Raw genomic sequence first — 18,940 nt, forward strand, 5'->3', positions numbered from 1 at the left:
TGAATCAAAGTAAATTCTAAAACATAAATGAATTGGTTTTTATTAAATTTTTTGACCAGTGTCACTGCCGCCGGGGCGATATATCATGGGTGCTTGATGTGGTATATTGTTTTTATGATTTTGTTATGCTAGTTGATAAAAATAGAGGAGCGACGATGCGGGTCAATACGCCTATCACGCAAAATGAATACGTATTAAATGAAGGCATGACGATTGTTTCCACCACGGATTTACAGGGAAACATCAATTACGCCAATCAGTATTTCATTGAGGTCAGCGGTTTTTCAGAAATGGAACTGCTGGGTGCGCCACAGAATATCCTGCGTCATCCCGATATGCCGGCTGAAGCGTTTGCCGACCTGTGGGACACCATCAAGACGGGCATGCCGTGGACCGGCATGGTCAAGAACCGCTGCAAGAATGGTGACTTTTACTGGGTCTTCGCCAATATCACACCCGTCATCGAAAACGGCCGCCCGATCGGCTATATGTCCGTGCGCACCAAGCCCACGCGCGAGCAGATCAACGAAGCGGCAGCTCTGTATAAAAGTTTTAAAGACGGCAATAGCGCGAACCTGGCGATCCGCAATGGCCGCGTCGTGCGCCAGGGCTGGGCCGCCAAGCTGGCCGAGTGGCGCAAGCTGAGCCTGTCGCAGGACATCGCCCTGCATTGCATCATCTTGGGCGTGGTGCTGGCCATCCTTGGCTGCGCCGTGTGGAATATCGACGGCGACACGAGCACGGCCACGCGCAGCTGGCTCAGCGGCGCGGCCGCCGCCGCCGTGGCGCTGATGCTGTATTTCTGGGCCCATCTGCACAACTCCATCGTCGCGCCGCTGGGCGACGCCATCACGGTGGCGCGCAAGATGGCCGGGGGCGACTTGACGGGCGTGATCGACAAGGTGCGCGACGATGACATGGGTCAATTGATGGCGGCCTTGCGCCAGACCAATATCAACTTGCACAGCATCATCGGCGACGTGCGCGCCAACTTCGAGGATATCCGCATCACCACGGCGGAAATCGCCACGGGCAATATGGACTTGTCCAGCCGCACGGAATCGCAGGCGTCCAGCCTGGAGCAGACGGCGGCCAGCATGGAAGAGCTGACATCGACCGTGCAAAACAGCGCCGACCACGTGGCCACGGCCAACGACCTGGCGGTGCAGGCATCGACTATCGCGGCCAGGGGCGGCACCATCGTCAGCGAAGTGGTCACCACGATGGACGAGATCAGCTCGTCGTCGCGCAAGATTCTCGACATCATCGGCTTGATCGACGGCATCGCCTTCCAGACGAACATCCTCGCCTTGAACGCGGCCGTGGAAGCGGCGCGCGCAGGCGAGCACGGCCGCGGCTTCGCCGTCGTGGCGGGCGAAGTACGCAGCCTGGCGCAGCGTTCTGCCACGGCGGCGAAAGAGGTGAAAAACCTGATCGACCATTCGATCGCCACCGTGAATGCGGGCAGCGTGCTGACCAGCAATGCGGGCGCCACCATGACGGAAGTGATCGCCTCGGTGGCCCGCGTGACGGAAGTGATGGACGAGATTTCCTCGACCACGCGCGAGCAGAACCAGGGTATCGGCCAGGTCAACCAGGCCGTCATCCACATGGATGGCATCACGCAGCAGAATGCGGCCCTGGTCGAGCAGGCGGCCGCGGCCGCCACCAGCCTGGCGCAGCGCACCGAGAGCGTGGCCCAGTCGATCGGTATCTTCAAATTGAAGGCCTCGCCCAAGCGCAAGGCTGCCGGCGTGGGGCGTAGCGCGGGCGCGGGCGTGGCGGCACGGGCCTTGCTGAAGGCAAGATAATTACCCCAACGGCGAAAGGCTGGGGTCAGTCACTGCGTGACCGGAATGCTTCCCATTGGGAGCATTCCCCCCGGGTTTTGTCTGTGGGGTTACTCTTACTTCTTCACCCGGTACACGTCCCCGCTGCGCACCTTCTTCACCACCCCATCCCCGCCAAACAAAATGACATATTCTCCCTGCGCGCCAGAGGCGGCCGGGTAGGTGTACATCCACACTTCATTGCCGCTGTCGAAACGGATGGCCGTGCTCTCGCCCAGCGCGGCGCGCACCTGTTCGCGCGTGCTGCTGCCAAGGTGTACCGTCTGTTCCAGCGTAGCGTAAGGTACGTTCTTGCTTGCCTGCAAGGCGCGCGTGCCGGAACAGGCGGCCAGCAATGCCAGCACGGGAAATACCAGCCACTTCATGGCGCCACCTCGTCCATATAGTCAAATTCCAGCAGGGTATTGTCGGGCCAGCTGGCATCCCACAGGGGCGCGTAATACGTGCGGTCAAGCAAGACCTGGCAATCGCAATAGGGCAGCGAGGCGGGCGTCTGCTCGCCGCCCGCATACAGCATTTTGAACGGCAGGGCCAGGCGCCGCTCCCCATGCACGAGGGTCACGCCGAACAGGGGCCGGTCCGTGAAGAACAGATAATTGCCGTCCGGCTGCGAGCAGACCTTGTCGGTGCTGTAGAGCATGCTGGACAGCCAGGCGATGATTTGCGGGTCGTTCGAGATCAGGCCCGAATCCATGCCGGCGCGGCATTCCAGGCGCAGGTCGCCCAGGCGCCGCGTGCCGGGCGGCAAGCCGGGCGTGATGACCTGCGCGCGCCAGCTCATGGTGGTCGCCTTGCGGTTGGCGATCAGCACGGCATCCTCGCGCGCGGCCTGTGCATTGCGCACGGGGGCAAAGCTGTTGTCCTCGGCCAGCGGCAAGGGGATGCTGACGGTGTCGCCGGCGATGCGCAGCTGCACGCCCGTCATGTCCACGCCGGGCTGGCGCGGCAGCAGACGAAAGCGCAGCACGGCCTGCGGCGCCAGCGCATGGTCGCGCTCGAAGCGGTCCACGCCCTGCAGCATCTTGCGATACGATTTATCGACGGGGTCGCGCGTGGCGTCCACCTTGACTTGCGGCACTGGCGCGGTTTGCGCCAGCGCAACAGTGCCATGGAACAGCATTGCCAGCAGGGGCAGCAGAAGAGGGCGGTAAGTAGGCATGGCTTGATGCTACGCCTTTTTGGGCGGCAGCCACGCACGGGTGGGCCTATCAGTACTCGCTATATTTGCGCGCGTCGCCACGTACCTGCTGCGCCGGGTATTTTTGCGCGTTCAGTGCCATCTTTTCCAGCACGGCCGCATGCAGGTCGACGCCGCTCTTGTCGGCCAGGCGCACCAGATACATCAGTACGTCGGCCAGCTCGTGGCGGATGCCCGTGCGTTTCGCTTCGTCCAGTTCGCCATCCGCGCCCGTGGACAGCCACTGGTAGTGCTCGGCCAGTTCCGCCACTTCCACGGACAGGGCCATGGCCAGGTTTTTCGGCGTGTGGAACTGGTCCCAGTCGCGCTCGTCGGCAAAGGCGCGCAGGCGCGCGCGGATGTCGAGCAGGCTGTCGGATGGGGCGCTCATGGCGCCGCCTGCAGCGGTTTTTCCATGAACACGCTGAACGGATCGTCGGGATAGTCGCCGTACGGCCCGCGCCGCTGGTAGCCGTGGCGCGCGTACAGGGCGATGGCCTCGGGCTGGTGGATGCCCGTCTCCAGGGTCAGCAGGCGGCAGCCGCGCGCCAGCGCCTGCTCTTCCAGCACGGCCAGCAGGCGCTTGGCCAGGCCCAGGCCGCGGCTGTCCGGGTGCACATACATGCGCTTGACCTCGCCGAAAGCGGGCGTGACGACGATGGCGCCGCAGGCGCGCGCTGCGCCTGCCGCATCGCGGGCGACGGCAAACAGCAGGGTTTCCGGCGGCAACGATGCCAGGTCCAGCGAGTAGACGCATTCGGCCGGATACAGCGTTTGTTGATAGGCATCCAGCTCGGCGATCAGGGTTTGCACGTCCGCTTGCTGCGGCGATTCCAGGTGAATTTGCATGGGGAAAGCACGTTGACTGAGATTCCCCCATGGTATCACTGCGGCCGCGCCAGGCGCATCGTCAGGCCGATGGGCGACATCACAAACCCCATCAGTTCCTGCGCCTCGCCGCCATCGGGCGTGTCGACGCCGGCGATGTCGAAGCTGCCCAGCAGCATGGCCATGGCAATCTTGATTTCCAGCAAGGCCAGGTAGCGGCCCGGGCACGTGCGCAAGCCGGCGCCGAAGGGCATCGAAGCGCGCTTGTTGTTGGCCTCGCCGCTGTCCGCCAGCCAGCGCTCGGGCTGGAAGGCCAGCGGGTCGGGAAAGTGCGCATCCGATACGGTGTCGTTGCGCATCACGCACCAGACGAGGGTGCCGGCCGGCACGGCGATGTCGCCGATGACCGTGTCGCGCAGCGCCTCGACGGGAAGGAAGGGCGCCACCGGCTTCAAGCGCATGGCTTCGCTGGCGCAGGCGCCCAGGTAGTCGAGGCTATCCATCTGCTCGATCGTGAACTGGGCCGCGTCGGGCGCCAGGCGCCGCACTTCCTCGCGCGCCTTCGCCAGAGTCTGCGGATTGCATTGCAGCAAATAAATCATCCAGGACACCGTGTTGGCCGTTGTATCCTCGCCCGCCAGCAGCATGGTCAGCACATTGCCGGCCACGTTGCGGTCCGTCACGCCGCTGTCTTCCAGATCGGCGGCGGCGATCATGGCTTCGAGCAGGTTGGGCGGATGCGCGCGGCGCGCCGGGTCGTGCGCCATGCGCGCGCGCGCCTGCTGCACCAGGTCCGCCACGGCGGCGGACAGGGCCGCCACGTCGCGGTCCAGCCGGCGGTCGATGGGCAGCTTGACATAGCGCCAGTACGGGAACATGGACAGGCTGCGCCGCGCCACGGCGGGCAGGATGTCGTCCATGTGGCGCTGGATCACGTCTTCGCCCGATTCGAGCGTATTGACTTCCGTGCCGAAGGCCAGGCCGGCGATGATGTCGACCGTGTAGCGTTTCAGGTCGCCATCGAGGTCGATCGCCTGGCCTTGCGTGGCGGCCAGATGCCAGCGCCGCTGCAGGCGCTGCGCCACCGTCACCAGCGCGGGGAAGTAGGCCTTGATGGCGCCCGGCGCCATGCCGGCCATGACCATGCGGCGCTGATTGCGCCACTCCGTGCCCTCGGCCAGGAACAGGCCGGGCACGCCGCCCATTTCGTCGGAGACCACCGAACTGCTCAGGGGGCGGCGAAAACCGTCGGGCCGGTCGCGCAGCACGGCGCCGACGGCCTCGCTGTCGGCCACCACCAGTACCAGGGTGCGGCCGAACCAGGCGCGCATGAAGGGGCCGTAGCGCTGTACCCATTGTTCCACGTCGCGGTGGATGCGCGTGAGTTTGAGCTGCAGGCTGTTGCCGACGATGGGCAAGGCGAAGGGCCCCGGCAGGCGGCGGATCTGGCGCAGGGGCGTGGCGACGGCGGGGGCGGCGTGGTCGAGTGGCGGCATGAACATCTCCTGTCGATACGGTAAAAGTACGAGGATTGCTTGCAATAATGGCCACACTCTACGCGATTGCGGCCCGTTTGTATTGAACGAATACGACATCGTGCGCGGCCAGAAATTGCCGGTACAATCGTCGCCATGCCAGCCGCCCCTAAGCCCCTGACCCGTTTGATCTCCCCGCGCGCCGCGCTCGCTTCCTGCGTGCGCGCCATCCTCGTGCGCGACACCACGGGCTGCGCGCCCTTGCCGCCGGCGCAGCGCCTGAACCGGTTTCCCGCCGCGCCCATGTGCAGCATCGTCTGGACCGTCGCCGGCGACGTGGAAGCGGCCGCGCCGGGCCTGTCGCTGGCGGACGTGCGCATGCCGCCCGCGCTGTTCGGCGGCCCCCGTTCGTATCCGCTGGTCAGCTACAACCCCGGTCCCGTGCACTCGTTTGTCGTGATGTTTTATCCGGCCGCCCTGCATGCGTTGACGGGCATATCGATGGATGCCTTGCTGGACCAGTTCCGCCCCCTCGGCGCGCTGTTCGATGCCGACTGGCTGTCCCTGTCCGACGCCGTGCTGGCCGCGCCGGACGACGCGGTCCGCGTCAGGCTGGTGGAGGATTTTCTGGCGCCGCGCTGGCTGCTGGCGCGCAAGAATGGCGACCAACCGGCCGGCGCCGTGCAAGACTGGGTGCGCCGGCTGGGCGTGCAGGCCGCATCGACGGGCCTGGCCAGCAGCGCGCGCAACATCGAGCGCCGCATCAAGGCCTGGGCCGGCCAGCCCATGCGCACCTTGCGCCGCATGCGCCGCGCGGAACAGCTGTTCCTCGACGAGCGCGGCGCCATCCTGCAGGGCACGGCGTCATGGTCCGACGTCGCCGCCAGCGGCGGCTACGCCGACCAGGCGCATTTCTGCCGCGAGACGCGCGAAATCACGGGCTTGAGTCCCACGGAACTGGCGCGCGCCATGAAAGAAGATGAAAGCTACTGGATCTACCGGATATGGGCGTAGGTCGGATGAGCTCGTAGAGCGTAATCCGACCACATCGTTGGCGCGGCCGGTGGTGGTGTCGGATTACGCGAGGCGTTGCCCCGCTAATCCGACCTACCGGCCGCTGTACATTTTGCCCTTATAAGGCAGCTTCATGGCGCCTCGTGCCGGGCGCCATCATGGGAAAGCTGGCGTAGGTCGGATTAGCTCGTAGAGCGTAATCCGACCACATCGTTGGCGAGGCCGGTGGTGGTGTCGGATTACGCGGCGTCCCGCCGCTCATCCCACCTACCGTTCCTTGTACACCTTGCCCTTGGATAAGGTCACTTCATGGTGCCCCGCGCCGGGGGCCATCATGGGGAAGCAGTTTTCCGCGCCGTGCACGCGCACGTCGAGGAAGTACGGGCCTTCGGACGCCAGGCAGGCCGCCAGTGCCCCGTCGAGGTCTTCGCGCCGGCTCACCGTGTGCGCCTGCCAGCCGAATGCGCGCGCCAGGGCGACGAAGTCGGGCAGCGCTTCGGTGTAGCTGTGGCTGTAGCGCCCGCCGTGTATCAGTTCCTGCCACTGGCGCACCATGCCCATGTAGCCATTGTTCGACAGCACCACTTTCACGGGCAGGCGGTGCTGCACGGCCGTGGCCAGTTCCTGGATATTCATCAGGATCGAGGCGTCGCCGCTGACGCACACGACGCACTTGTCCGGGTGGGCGATCTGCGCGCCGATGGCGGCCGGCAAGCCATAGCCCATGGTGCCGGCGCCGCCCGAGGTCAGCCAGCGGCGCGGCTGCTCGAAGCGCAGATGCTGCGCCGCCCACATCTGGTGCTGGCCCACGTCGGTGGAGACGATGGCGTCGCCGCTGTCCATGCTGTCGAGCGCCGCCTGCAGCCGCCGCATCAGCGCCTGCGGCGCGATGACGTCGGGCGTGTCGTCGAACGCCAGCGAGTCCTGCGTGCGCCAGCCGTCGATGCGCTGCCACCACGGCTGGCGGTCCGCCAGCAATCGCCCGCGCAGCTGCACCAGCAGAGCCGCCAGCACGGGCGCGCAGTCGCCGCGCAGGGCCACGTCGGCGCGCACCACCTTGCCGATCGACGCCGGGTCGATATCGACGTGGATGATTTTCGCGCCGGGACAGAAGGCATCGAGACGTCCCGTCACCCGGTCGTCGAAGCGGGCGCCCACGCAGACGATCAGGTCTGCATGGTGCATGGCCAGGTTCGCTTCCAGCGTGCCGTGCATGCCCAGCATGCCCAGGAAGGCCGGATGCGAGGCGGGAAAGGCGCCCAGGCCCAATAAGGTCAGGGTGCACGGCGCGGCCGCCAGTTTCACCAGTTGTTGAAACGCGGCGCAGGCCTCCGGGCCGGAATTGACGAGGCCTCCGCCGCCATAGAACACGGGCTGGCGCGCGGCGGCGATCAGGCTGGCGGCCCGTTCAAGATCGGAGGCTGCCGGCATCGGCACCGGGGCCGGCGTGGCAGGGGCCAGCACCGTCGCTTCCTGCACCGGTGCCAGCTGCAGATCCTTGGGAAAGTCGACCAGCACAGGGCCGGGCCGGCCTTGCGTGGCTTGCGCATACGCCTCGCGCACGACGGCCGCCGTTTCCTCTGCCGCGCGGATTTGCCGGTTCCACTTGGTGACGGGGCGCGAAATGCCCAGCGCGTCGCATTCCTGGAAGGCATTCGTGCCGATGCTGGTGGTAGCCACCTGGCCGCTGATGCAGATGACGGGTATCGAATCGCACAGGGCGTCGAGCAAGCCCGTGGTGGTATTGCTCATGCCGGGGCCGGACGTGACGAAGACGACGCCGGGCCGGCCCGTGCTACGTGCGTAACCTTCGGCCGCGTGCACGGCCGCCTGTTCGTGGCGCACGAGAATATGGCGCAGGCGGGGCTGGGCGTGCAGCGCGTCGTACAGGGGCAGCACGGCGCCGCCCGGATAGCCGAAGACGGTATCGACGCCCAGCGCCAGCAGGGTGTCGATCAGGGTGCTGGCGCCGTTGTGGGATGCGTGAGCAAGGAGGGGAGCGGGATCGGGTTTCATGGCCTTATTTTCTGCCTGATGCGGCAGAAAAGGCTGCTGGTTTTCTCGTATAGAATGCAGTATTCAGCAAAATTTGCTGTGAAATAAGGAATTAACAGAATGAAGCTCGACAAATTCGACCTCGCCATCCTGAGGGCCCTGCAGCAGGACGCCCGTATCAGCCTGCACGACCTGAGCGCCAAGGTGGGCCTGACCTCGTCGCCATGCTGGGCGCGCATCAAGCGCATGGAAGACGATGGCGTCATCGAGGGTTATACGGTGAACGTCAACGCGGCCAAGGTGGGATTGGCCGATACCGTCATCGTGCAAGTCACCCTGGACGACCATTCCGACCAGGCCCTGTTTGAATTCGGCCACGCGCTGGCCATGATCCCGGAAGTGCTGGAAGCGTTTCTTGTGTCCGGCGACTACGACTACTACCTGCGCATCGCCGTGAGCGACACGCGCGACTATGAACGGCTGCTGCGCGAGCGCCTGTATAAAATTCCCGGTATCCGCCACAGCAAATCGAGTTTTGTCTTGCGCCAGCTCAAGCAAAGCTATCTTCCCTTGCAGCGCTGACTTTTGTTATCCCTTCCCAGCACGGCGGGAGTTTTTCCCTAGGCCATCCCCCGGTGGCTGTCCGATACTGGGCAGTAATAAAAAACACGATAAATCGGGGACCTGCATGAGACTGACCTTATTCGCGGCCGCCGCCATGGCGCTGTGCCAGGCGCAAGCCGCCGAGCTTGCCCATCCTGCCAACCTGGAGCCGGCGTACGATTTGCCCACCGTCATTATCACGGGCAGCATGCCGCTGCCCACCGTGGAGCGGCCGCGCGATGCCTTTGCCGCGCCCGTGCAGACGGCCAGCGCGCAGCAGATCACCGGCAGCGGCGCGCTCGACATTTCCGCCTTCCTGCGCCGCAACCTGGGCAGCGTCTATGTGAACGAGGTGCAGAACAACCCCTTCCAGCCCGACGTCAGCTACCGCGGCTACACGGCCTCGCCCCTGCTGGGCACGCCGCAAGGACTTTCCGTGTACCTCGACGGCATGCGGCTGAACCAGCCGTTTGGCGATGTCGTCAGCTGGGATTTGATCCCGCGCATGGCCATCGCCTCGCTGACCCTGATGCCAGGCTCGAACCCCCTGTTCGGCCTGAATACCCTGGGCGGCGCGCTGGCCCTGCAGACCAAGGATGGCAAGAGCAATCCCGGCACAGCCGTCGAGGCGCGCCTGGGTTCGCATCAGCGGCGCGCCGTCGAATTCGAGCATGGCGGCAGCCATGCCAGCGGCTGGCACTGGTACGTGACGGGCAACCGCTTCAAGGAAGACGGCTGGCGCGATGATTCCCCGTCCGACGTGCGCCAGATCTTCGGCAAGCTGGGCTGGAGCGATGCGCGCACGGACATCGCCGTCACCGTGGCCCACGCGGACAATGCGCTGACGGGCAACGGCTTGCAGGAGCAGCGCCTGCTGGCGCGCGATTACCGCAGCGTCTACACCAAGCCCGATTTGACGGAAAACAGGTCGACCCTGCTGAATGTGACGGGCAAGCACCAGGCCGGCGCTGGCTTGCTCTTGTCCGGCAATGTGTACTACCGCAAGATCGACACGCACACGTTCAATGGCGACTTGAACGACGAGTCGCTCGACCAGTCCGTCTACCAGCCCGGCGCGGCCGAGCGGGCGGCCCTGGCGGCGGCCGGCTACACGGGCTTTCCCGCCAGCGGGGCGAACGCGTCGAATACGCCTTTCCCGAAGTGGCGCTGCATCGGCAACGTGCTGCTGAACGATGAACCGGCCGAAAAATGCAACGGCATGCTCAACCGCAGCCATACGCAGCAGGAAAACTATGGTTTGTCGGGTCAGTTCACGGCGCTGGCCGACCTGGCCGGGCAGCGCCACGCCGTCACGGTCGGCGCCGCCTTCGATGCCAGCCACGCCACGTTTCGCCAGACCAGCCAGTTCGGCTATCTGAACCCGGACCGCAGCATCACGCCCGTCGACTTCTTTGCCGACGGTACGGAAATCGACGACGACGGCACGCCCGTCGATAACCGCGTCGACTTGAGCGGGCGCATGCGCACGTGGAGCGTGTATGCGAGCGACAGCATGGCGCTGAATCAAGCATTGACCCTGACCATCTCCGGCCGCTACAACCGCAGCACCGTGCGCAACCGCGACGCCATCACGCCCGGCGGCGGCAGCGGTTCGCTCGATGGCGACCACCGTTTCAGCCGCTTCAATCCCGCCATCGGCCTCGCTTATGCGCCGGAGAAGGGCGTGGGCGCCTATCTCGGCTACAACGAAGGCAGCCGCACGCCGACGGCCATCGAACTCGGCTGCGCCGACCCGGACAATCCCTGCCGCCTGCCCAACGCCATGGCGGGCGACCCGCCCTTGAAACAGGTCGTCACCAAGACGTGGGAAGCGGGCCTGCGCGGCAAGCTCGCCGACGTGGCCCGCTGGAGCGCGGGCGTGTTCCGCGCGGAAAACCACGACGATATCCTGTTCGTGGCCAACAATCAGGCCGGTTTCGGCTACTTCAAGAATTTCGGCAAGACGCGCCACCAGGGCGTGGAGCTGGCGGCGGGTGGCAAGGTCGGTGCGCTGGACTTCGGCGTCAACTACACGTGGCTGCAGGCGACGTATCAAAGCCGCGAGCTCGTCAACGGCAGCGCCAACAGCAGCAGCGATGCGCAGGCGCCCGGCCTGGAAGGCAATATCGTCATCACGCCCGGCAACCGCATTCCGCTGACACCGAGCCATATCTTCAAGGCGCACGTGGATGTTCAGGGCGGACGCGACTGGACGGTGGGCCTGGCCATGACGGCCGTATCGAGTGCCTACGCGCGCGGCAACGAGAACAACCGGCACCAGGCGGGCGGCCCGGCATACCTGGGTTCCGGCAAGAGCGGCGGCTACGCCGTGGTCGAGCTGAACGGCAAGGTTCAGCTGACGCCACGGCTCAGCGTGTTCGCCCAGGTGAATAACCTGTTCGACCGCCAGTACGCGACGGCGGCGCAACTGGGCGCCACGGGCTTCGACGCCAGCGGCAATTTTGCCGCCCGCCCGCTGCCCGCCGTGAACGGCGACTATCCGATGGTCAATGCGACGTTCTATGCGGCCGGCGCACCGCGCAGCGTGAATGCGGGTCTGCGCTACGCGTTTTAAGGGAGGATATGCTCGATGACGCCATTGCGTAAGGCCATGTGCACGAGGGCGGCGGGGCCGGGCACGTCGAGTTTTTCCTTGATGCAGGTCTGGTGGTTGGCCACCGTCTTGCTGCTCAGGTGCAGCAGGCGGGCGCAGTCGGCGGCGCTGCGCCCTTCGGCCAGCAGGCGGAAGATTTCGAATTCGCGCTGGCTCAGGCTGCTCAAACGGTCCGCTTCCATGCGGGCCGTACCGTGCAGCACGCCCGGTGCGCTGTGCGGATCGAGGTAGCGGCGGCCCGCGTGGGCGGCGCGCACGGCGTCGACCAGGTGTTCCGGGTCGGCCTGCTTGCTGACGAAGCCGCAGGCGCCGCCGTCCAACGCACGCGCGATCAGCTGCGGCGTGTCGTGCATGGTAAACACGAGCACGCGCGCGCCTGCGTCGCGCGCGAGCAGCTTGCGCAGCAATTCCAGGCCGCCGATGCCGGGCATGGACAAATCCGTCACGCAGACGTCGGGCGCGTGCTCCTGGTGCAGGCCATACGCCGTTTCGCCATTGCCGGCCTCGGCCACGACGGCGATGTCGCCGCCCTGTTCCAGCAGCCGCCGGTAGCCCGTGCGCACCACCGGGTGGTCGTCGACCAGCATCACGCGGATCGGGGTCATGGCCGCGTTCATGCCGCACCGGCCGCCAGCGGCATCACCACTTCGATGCGCAAGCCGTTGCCCAGCGCGCTGATCCAGCGGATATGGCCGCGCAGGCCGGCCACTCTTTCGCGCATGCCCAGCATGCCGAAGCCATCTGCTGGCGTTCTATCCGGACCAAAACCCTGGCCATTGTCTTCGATGGCCAGGTGCAGCACGCCGTGCGCATCGGCGCGCAATTCCACCGTGGCACGGTCGGCGCCCGCGTGGCGCGCCACGTTCGTCAAGCCTTCCTGCACCAGGCGGTAGACGGCGGTGGCGGTGCAGTCGTCGAGGCTGGCGGGGACGGCGTGCGGCGCGAAATGGCAGGCGATGCCGTGCTGCTGGGCCCAGCTGTCGCACAGCGCCTGCAGGGCCGGCGCCAATCCCAGGCTGTCGAGCACGGGCGGACGCAGCCGGCGCAGCATCGTGCGCACCATCGCATGCAGCGCTTCCGACGAGCGGGCGATGCTGGCCGCGCAGGCCTGCACGTTCGCCTGGTCGCCGTCGCGCGCGCGCAGGATGTAGCTGGCGGCGGCGCGGATGGCCGTGCAGTCCTGTCCCACTTCATCGTGCAGCTCGCGCGCCAGCGCGCAGCGCTCCTCTTCCTGCGCGCGCAGCAGGCGCTGCGTGAGGGCGCGGTTTTGCGCCAGCAGCAGCGCCACCTGGCGTCCGCGCCGCACGGCAAAGCCGGCCAGCGTCAGCGCCAGCAGCAACAGGCTCAGGGCCAGTTCATCGAGTTGCCAGCGTTCCTGGCGCCAGAGCGCGTGCATCAGCCGTTCGGCCAGGTCCAGCCTGGCGGCCAGCAGGAAAAAAGCCAGTGCCAGCGCGCAGCACACGAGGATGCGCCGGGCCGGCCGCGTGCCTGCGCGGCCGCTGCCGGCCAGTTGGTAGTGTTCCATGATGCTGCTCCCTGAGCACGGTCGATCTCTTTGTTGTGCAAGCTTCATGCCATCGGCGCAGGGGCCTCTGGGGGCGCGTCATGCGGGGCAGGGGAGGAGATGACTGTTCCAGGATGGAACAGGTGTACCGCGATGTGACGGTGGGCGCTTGCGCTGGCCGCAGGCACGGTTTTCGAGCTTATCTGAAGTCGCGCCGGCACGCTGGCGCGCACGCCTGCAGTGCGATGCATTGTTGTTCCAATGTAACGTTGAGCTTACTCAAACTTTCATAGATAAAACAAAACAAAGTTTCGCAGGCTTAGATAAAAAATAAATAAATGATATTAAAAATATGATATTTGTTTTATGCGATTTGCTATATTTGTTGACACTTTTGTGAAAAAGCTGAAAGCGGGCACCAGACCTGCCGACCTATCTATCCACAACAAACAAGGGAATAGAATGAATCGTCCATCACATGCGCGGGTATCACCCGCCACCGTTTATCCGCCCGCTACCCGCGGCCGCACCACCGTCCTGGCCGCGCTGGCCGCCGTGTCCGTGCTGGTCTCGGCGCCGGCCATGGCCGATGTCCTGACCTTCGATAATTTGCGTCCCGACGTGTATGAAAGCGGCCAGACGCTCAATACGTCGAGCTACAACCTGCGGTTCCTGGCCGACCCGACCACGGCGGCCGGCGGCGGCGTCAGCGGCGTGGGCGCCATCCTCGATGGCCGCGCGGGTTCGTCGTGCGATATCGCCGCCTGCCCGCAGGGCGCCACCGGCAACTACCTGGCCATCCTCAACGATGGCGGCGTGAATTTCGCGCGTGCCGACCGCCAGGCGTTCAGCCTGGCCGGATTCGACTATTCCTTCATCGCGCCCGTCTCCGGCTTGCCCAACATGCAGTGGGGCGAACTGCAGCTGAGCGGTACACTCAGCAACGGCCAGGTGGTCAGCACCTCGCTGGCGTTTCCCGGCCAGGGCAGCGATGGCAATTACCATTTCCAGGGCGCTTCCCTGCTGGGCGGTTTCAGCAACTATGCGTTCACGGGCCTGACCTTCAACGCCTGCATTTTCAATGACACTGGCGTGTGCAGCAATTCCATCGATTTCCCCGCCTTTAACCAGGGCCAGTTTGCGCTCGACAATATCAACGTCAGCGCCGTGCCGGAACCGTCGACCTACATGCTGCTGCTGGCCGGCCTGGGCGCCATCGGCATGCTGTCGCGCCGCCGCAGCGGCAAGGTCGCCGCGTTCACCGTGCAAGGAGCGTGAGATGAAGTTACGTCCCGTTTCACTCGCCATCCTCCTGCTGGCCGCCAGCCTGGCGCAAACGGCGCAGGCGCAGGAACGCCGTTCCTACATCGTGCAGCTGGTCGACAAGCCGGCCGCCACCTATACGGGCCAGGTTGACGGCCTGGCCGCCACCAAGCCGGCCCCGGGCGCGCGCATCAATGTGGGCGCCGCCGACGTGCAGGCCTATTTGAGCTACCTCGACAGCAAGCAGGCCGCCGTGGCCGGCACCGTCAGCGCGGCTGAAATCACGCACCAGTACAGCGTCGTCTTCAACGGCTTTTCCGCCTTGCTGACGGACGATGAAGTGCGGGCCCTGAAGAAAAACAGCGGCGTGGCCAGCATCAGCGCCGACTCCATCCTGCAGCTCGACACCACTTACACGCCCAGCTTCCTGGGCCTGGACAAGCCGGGCGGCCTGTGGGAGCAGCTGGGCGGCAAGGCGCACGCGGGCGAAGACATCGTCATCGGCATCGTCGACAGCGGCATCTGGCCCGAGAACACGGCCTTTGCCGACCGCCTCGACGAAAACGGCGTGCCCAGCCACAGCGGCAGCAATGTCGTGTACGGCGCGCCGCCGGCCAGCTGGCAAGGCACGTGCCAGACGGGCGAAGGATTCTCCGCCGAGAATTGCAACAACAAGCTGATCGGCGCGCGCTACTACCGCGCTTCCACGGCGGCGCTGCACTGGACGGAATTCCTGTCGCCGCGCGATTCCGTCGCCGGCCTGACGGGGCACGGCGGCCATGGCACGCACACGGCCTCCACGGCCGGCGGCAACAATGGCGCCATCGCCACCTCGAACGGCGTGTCGCTGGGCAAGGCCTCGGGCATGGCGCCGCGTGCCCGTATCGCCGCCTATAAAGTCTGCTGGACGGCCGCGTCGACGGGCCGCAACGGCTGCGCCACGGCCGACAGCGTGGCCGCCATCGACCAGGCGGTCAAGGATGGCGTCAACGTCATTAACTTCTCCATCGGCCCGAACGCGGGCGGCGGCGCCTTCGACGAACCGACGGAAGTCGCCTTCCTTGGCGCGGCGGCGGCCGGCGTGTTTGTCGCCACCTCCGGCGGCAATTCCGGTCCATCCACGCCGGCGCCCGACGTGCCGGCGCCCGTCTCGCACATCAGCCCCTGGCTGGCAACGGTGGCCAATTCCACCCACAACCGCCTGTACGCGGGCAACGTCATCCTCAGCAACGGCAGCAAGCTGGAAGGCGCATCGAGCAACGCGAAGACGCCGGCGCTGCCGCTGATCCGCTCGCGCGACGCGGGCCTGGCCGGCGTGCCGCCGACGGACGTCAATCTGCTGCGCTGCTTCGGCGCGGCCGATGCCGCACCGGCTTATCTGGACCCGGCGAAAGTGGCGGGCAAGATACTCGTGTGCGACCGCGGCGGCAATGTGCTGGTCAACAAGAGCGCGAATGCCAAGACGGCGGGCGCGGCGGGCGTGGTCATCGCCAACGTGGCCGGCGGCGCCAATACCATCATCAATCAGGCGCACGTGCTGTCGACGGTGCACCTGGCGCAGGCGCAGGGCGACGCGCTGAAGGCTTTCATGGCGGCCAATCCGGACGGCACGGCGGCATTGGGCGAAATCCACACCATCGCCGACACCACGGTGCAGGCGCCGATCGTCAGCGACCGCTCCTCGCGCGGGCCGAACGTGGCCAACGCGAACATCCTGAAACCCGACCTGTCGGCGCCCGGCACCAACATCCTGGCCGGCGTGACGGCCGACCTGACGCCGGCGCAGCGCGATGCCGTGGCCGCCGGTGGTGTGGCGCCAGCAGCGGAGTGGGATTTCTATTCCGGCACCTCGATGGCCAGTCCGCACGTGGCCGGCGTGGCGGCGCTGCTCAAGCAGCAGCATCCGAGCTGGTCGCCCGCGGCCATCAAGTCGGCGCTGATGACGACGGCGTTCAGCACGTATCCCGATGGCTTGAACGGTTCCGTGTCGTGGGATGCCACGGCGAAGAACTCGGGCCAGTTGCCGTGGGGCCAGGGCGCCGGCCACATCGCGCCGAACGGCGCCGCCGATCCCGGCCTCGTGTACGACGTGTCGGAAATCGACTATGCGCGTTTCTTGTGCGGCCTGAACCTGAAGGTCTACAGTCCCGCCACCTGCCAGGCCGTCGGCACCATTCCCGCCTACAACCTGAACCTGGCGTCACTGACGGCGGCCAACGTACTGGGCACGCAAGTGCTGACGCGCACGGTGACCAACGTGGGTGCCAGCAGCGCCGTCTACAACGTCTCGGCCAGCCTGCCCGGCTACACGGTGGCGGTGACGCCAACGAGCCTGAGCCTGGCGCCGGGCGCCAAGGCGCAGTACCAGGTCAAGCTGACGCGCACCACGGCGCCGGCCAATACCTGGACCTACGGCGCCCTGAGCTGGACGGATGGCACGCACACGGTGCGCAGCCCGCTGACGGCGCGCGGCACTTCGCTGGCCGCCATTCCGCTGGTCAGCAGCGAAGCGGCCACGGGCAGCAAGGTGCTGACCCTGGGCACGGGCTTCTCGGGTGCGCTGGTCGGTGTCAAGTCGGGTCTCGTCGAAGCCGTGCGCCAGACGCGCACGATCGGCCAGGCGACGACGGGCGCTGCCGCATCGGCTGCCTGCAAGGCGGGCGGCGCCACGGGTGTGAACGTGCACAACGTGGTGATCCCGGCCGGCACCCTGGCGGCGCGCTTTGCCACCTACGACGCGGAAACGACGGGCGGCGCGAATACCGACATGGACATGGAGGTCTACAACGCCGCCAATGTACTGGTCGGCAGCAGCGGCAATGAAAGTTCCAATGAGCAGGTGGAACTGCGCCTGCCGGCCGCCGGCACGTACAAGGTGTGCGTGATCGGCTTTGCGCCGCAAAACGGCCAGGCCGACTACACCCTGTCGTCGTGGGTGCTAGCGCCGGGCTTGAACAACGGCAACTTCAAGGCGCTGATGCCGGGCACGGCCTACACGGGCGGCACGGCGACGGTCTCTCTGAGCTGGTCCAACCTGGCCGAAGGCAAGCGTCACCTGGGCGCCGTCGGCTACCAGGTCGCTGGCGTGGTGCAGGGCGTCACGGTGGTCGAGGTCAATACCAACGATCCCGTGCCGCTGTTCCAGAACGCGCGCGCCGCCAGGCCGGTGCTGGCTGAATAAACCGTTCTTTTCGTGAACGCAAGGCGTGCCTCCTGGCACGCCTTTTTTTTATGCACCCCCCCGTTCGGGAGGAATAGCACTTGCATGGCGGTAACGCCCCCGGTATCTTGTCGGATAGCCATGGCTTTGTGTCCTGGCATTCTTGGGGAGTCGCGCGTGACCAGTTTCCGCACCAATACCGACCGCCTGCTGGAAGTGCGCCTGCAGGATGAAAAAGTGCTGGCGATTGCCGGCGCGATGGTCGCCTATACGGGCAGCATCAAATTTGAAAAATCCCTGCTTGGCGGCGAGGGCCTCTTCGGCGCGCTCAAGCGCAAGGTGACGAACGAAGGCATGCAGGTGATGCAGGCCGCCGGCACGGGTACCGTGTTTTTCGCGCAGAACGCGGCCGAAATCACCGTCATGGCGCTGGCCGGCGAAAAGCTGACCATCGAAAGCAGCAGCCTGCTGGCCTACGACACGAGCCTGAAGACGGGCACCAGCTTTGCGGGCCTGCGCGGCGCCAGTTCCGGCCAGGGCCTGTTTTCCACCACCGTCGAAGGCCATGGCAACCTGGCCGTCATTTCGCGCGGCAACCTGATCATGCTGGAAGTGACGCCGGCGCACCCGCTGCGCGTGGACCCGGACGCCTTCGTCGGCTTCAAGGGCGATATCCGCCAGGAATTCGTTTTTGATGTCAACTGGCGCACCATGATCGGCCAGAGCTCGGGCGAATCGTACCAGCACAAATTCACAGGCCAGGGCGTGGTGTTCATCCAGCCCGCCGAACGTTAAGTCAGCGAGGACCCGCGATGCCTGTCTATCAGCAAATCAATGAAAAGATGCTCGAGGTTAAACTCGGCAATGAAGAAGTGTTCGCCCGCAAGGGCGCCATGGTGTCCTACCAGGGCGACGTGGCGTTCAGCCGCTCCTTCCTGGCCGGCCAGGGCGTGCAAAGCCTGGCCATGCGCGCCGTCACGAACGAGGGCTATGCCCTGATGTCGGCGCGCGGCACGGGCAGCGTGTTTTACGCGCAGGGCGGCCTGTTCGTCACCATCGTGCCCGTGCGCGGCGAAACGTTCTATGTGGAAAGCGACTCCCTGCTGGCCTTCGATGCGCGCCTGACGGCCGGCACCATGTTCCTCGGCAACCAGGGCGGCGTGCAGGGCGTGGTGCGCGGCATGGCCTCGGGCCAGGGCTTGTTTACCACCACCCTGCAAGGCACGGGCGAAGTGGCGATTTTGTCTGATGGCAATGCCATCGGCTTGCCCGTCACGCCGGACGTGCCCGTGTTTGTCGACCCGCAAGCGTATATCGGCCACACGGGCCAGCTGAGCTCGACCATCGTCACGGACCTGAACTGGAAAACCTTTGTCGGCCAGGCGTCCGGCGAATCGTACCAGGTGAAGTTTACGGGCCAGGGCACGGTCTACATCCAAGCGAGCGAAAGGTAAGCC

The 18,940-nt window shown here is 65.8% G+C and carries 16 protein-coding genes; 8 read left to right on the forward strand and 8 right to left on the reverse strand.

Annotation, left to right across the window (positions count from 1 at the left end):
- Window positions 1-155: 155 nt before the first annotated feature.
- A complete protein-coding gene (locus tag AC3RCG_RS04205) occupies window positions 156-1,811 on the forward strand; it encodes a methyl-accepting chemotaxis protein (RefSeq protein ID WP_492404101.1) in 1,656 nt (551 codons plus the stop codon).
- 95 nt (window positions 1,812-1,906) lie between these two features.
- Here the strand turns inward: AC3RCG_RS04205 and bamE are convergent, their stop codons facing one another.
- The 5 genes from bamE to AC3RCG_RS04230 are packed head-to-tail and all read right to left on the reverse strand — an operon-like array spanning window position 1,907 to window position 5,351.
- Window positions 1,907-2,215 (reverse strand): outer membrane protein assembly factor BamE domain-containing protein, encoded by a 309-nt coding sequence (gene bamE, locus AC3RCG_RS04210; protein ID WP_230506525.1) that lies wholly within the window; start codon window positions 2,213-2,215, stop codon window positions 1,907-1,909.
- Window positions 2,212-3,009: a hypothetical protein gene (locus tag AC3RCG_RS04215; protein ID WP_492404099.1), complete on the reverse strand. Its 798-nt coding sequence runs from the start codon at window positions 3,007-3,009 to the stop codon at window positions 2,212-2,214. Before AC3RCG_RS04215 ends, bamE begins: the two co-directional genes overlap by 4 nt.
- A 49-nt stretch (window positions 3,010-3,058) precedes the next feature.
- Complete coding sequence (locus AC3RCG_RS04220) at window positions 3,059-3,418, reverse strand: nucleotide pyrophosphohydrolase (protein ID WP_492404097.1); 360 nt, start codon at window positions 3,416-3,418, stop codon at window positions 3,059-3,061.
- On the reverse strand, window positions 3,415-3,876 hold the full coding sequence (locus AC3RCG_RS04225; RefSeq protein WP_492404095.1) for a GNAT family N-acetyltransferase: 462 nt from the start codon (window positions 3,874-3,876) through the stop codon (window positions 3,415-3,417). The genes AC3RCG_RS04220 and AC3RCG_RS04225 overlap by 4 nt, the downstream gene beginning before the upstream one ends.
- A gap of 35 nt (window positions 3,877-3,911) precedes the next feature.
- Entirely contained in the window at window positions 3,912-5,351 is a 1,440-nt protein-coding gene (locus tag AC3RCG_RS04230) for a cytochrome P450 (protein ID WP_492404093.1), read from the reverse strand.
- A 135-nt stretch (window positions 5,352-5,486) separates the two neighbouring features.
- Here AC3RCG_RS04230 and AC3RCG_RS04235 point away from each other — a divergent pair, with 135 nt between their 5' ends.
- Window positions 5,487-6,344, forward strand: coding sequence for a helix-turn-helix domain-containing protein (locus tag AC3RCG_RS04235; protein ID WP_492404091.1), 858 nt, complete (start codon window positions 5,487-5,489; stop codon window positions 6,342-6,344).
- A 267-nt stretch (window positions 6,345-6,611) separates the two neighbouring features.
- Here the strand turns inward: AC3RCG_RS04235 and ilvB are convergent, their stop codons facing one another.
- On the reverse strand, window positions 6,612-8,360 hold the full coding sequence (gene ilvB / locus AC3RCG_RS04240) for a biosynthetic-type acetolactate synthase large subunit (protein WP_492404089.1): 1,749 nt from the start codon (window positions 8,358-8,360) through the stop codon (window positions 6,612-6,614).
- A 99-nt stretch (window positions 8,361-8,459) separates the two neighbouring features.
- On the opposite strand from ilvB, the gene AC3RCG_RS04245 reads away from it, so the two are divergent.
- Together AC3RCG_RS04245 and AC3RCG_RS04250 are read left to right on the forward strand one after the other, a co-directional pair.
- Window positions 8,460-8,921: an Lrp/AsnC family transcriptional regulator gene (locus AC3RCG_RS04245; protein ID WP_492404087.1), complete on the forward strand. Its 462-nt coding sequence runs from the start codon at window positions 8,460-8,462 to the stop codon at window positions 8,919-8,921.
- Between the two features lie 106 nt (window positions 8,922-9,027).
- Entirely contained in the window at window positions 9,028-11,517 is a 2,490-nt protein-coding gene (locus tag AC3RCG_RS04250; protein WP_492404085.1) for a TonB-dependent receptor, read from the forward strand.
- Here AC3RCG_RS04250 and AC3RCG_RS04255 read toward each other — a convergent pair.
- Both AC3RCG_RS04255 and AC3RCG_RS04260 read right to left on the reverse strand, forming a co-directional pair.
- Window positions 11,514-12,161 carry a response regulator gene (locus AC3RCG_RS04255; RefSeq protein ID WP_492404083.1) on the reverse strand — a complete coding sequence of 216 codons (648 nt, stop codon included), beginning with the start codon at window positions 12,159-12,161 and terminating at the stop codon, window positions 11,514-11,516. The two genes, AC3RCG_RS04250 and AC3RCG_RS04255, sit on opposite strands and share 4 nt — an antisense overlap.
- 8 nt (window positions 12,162-12,169) lie before the next feature.
- Window positions 12,170-13,081 (reverse strand): histidine kinase, encoded by a 912-nt coding sequence (locus tag AC3RCG_RS04260; protein WP_492404081.1) that lies wholly within the window; start codon window positions 13,079-13,081, stop codon window positions 12,170-12,172.
- A 441-nt stretch (window positions 13,082-13,522) separates the two neighbouring features.
- On the opposite strand from AC3RCG_RS04260, the gene AC3RCG_RS04265 reads away from it, so the two are divergent.
- The 4 genes from AC3RCG_RS04265 to AC3RCG_RS04280 all read left to right on the forward strand — a co-directional run bounded on the left by AC3RCG_RS04265 (window position 13,523) and on the right by AC3RCG_RS04280 (window position 18,937).
- Window positions 13,523-14,338 (forward strand): NF038120 family PEP-CTERM protein, encoded by an 816-nt coding sequence (locus tag AC3RCG_RS04265; protein ID WP_409027315.1) that lies wholly within the window; start codon window positions 13,523-13,525, stop codon window positions 14,336-14,338.
- A gap of 1 nt (window position 14,339) precedes the next feature.
- Window positions 14,340-17,504: a S8 family serine peptidase gene (locus tag AC3RCG_RS04270; RefSeq protein ID WP_492404079.1), complete on the forward strand. Its 3,165-nt coding sequence runs from the start codon at window positions 14,340-14,342 to the stop codon at window positions 17,502-17,504.
- 156 nt (window positions 17,505-17,660) lie between these two features.
- Window positions 17,661-18,278: an AIM24 family protein gene (locus AC3RCG_RS04275; protein WP_070217680.1), complete on the forward strand. Its 618-nt coding sequence runs from the start codon at window positions 17,661-17,663 to the stop codon at window positions 18,276-18,278.
- A 17-nt stretch (window positions 18,279-18,295) separates the two neighbouring features.
- Window positions 18,296-18,937: an AIM24 family protein gene (locus AC3RCG_RS04280; protein ID WP_034784288.1), complete on the forward strand. Its 642-nt coding sequence runs from the start codon at window positions 18,296-18,298 to the stop codon at window positions 18,935-18,937.
- The last annotated feature ends 3 nt before the right edge of the window (window positions 18,938-18,940 follow it).

Source organism: Janthinobacterium sp. GW823-FHT01H08, assembly GCF_058797855.1.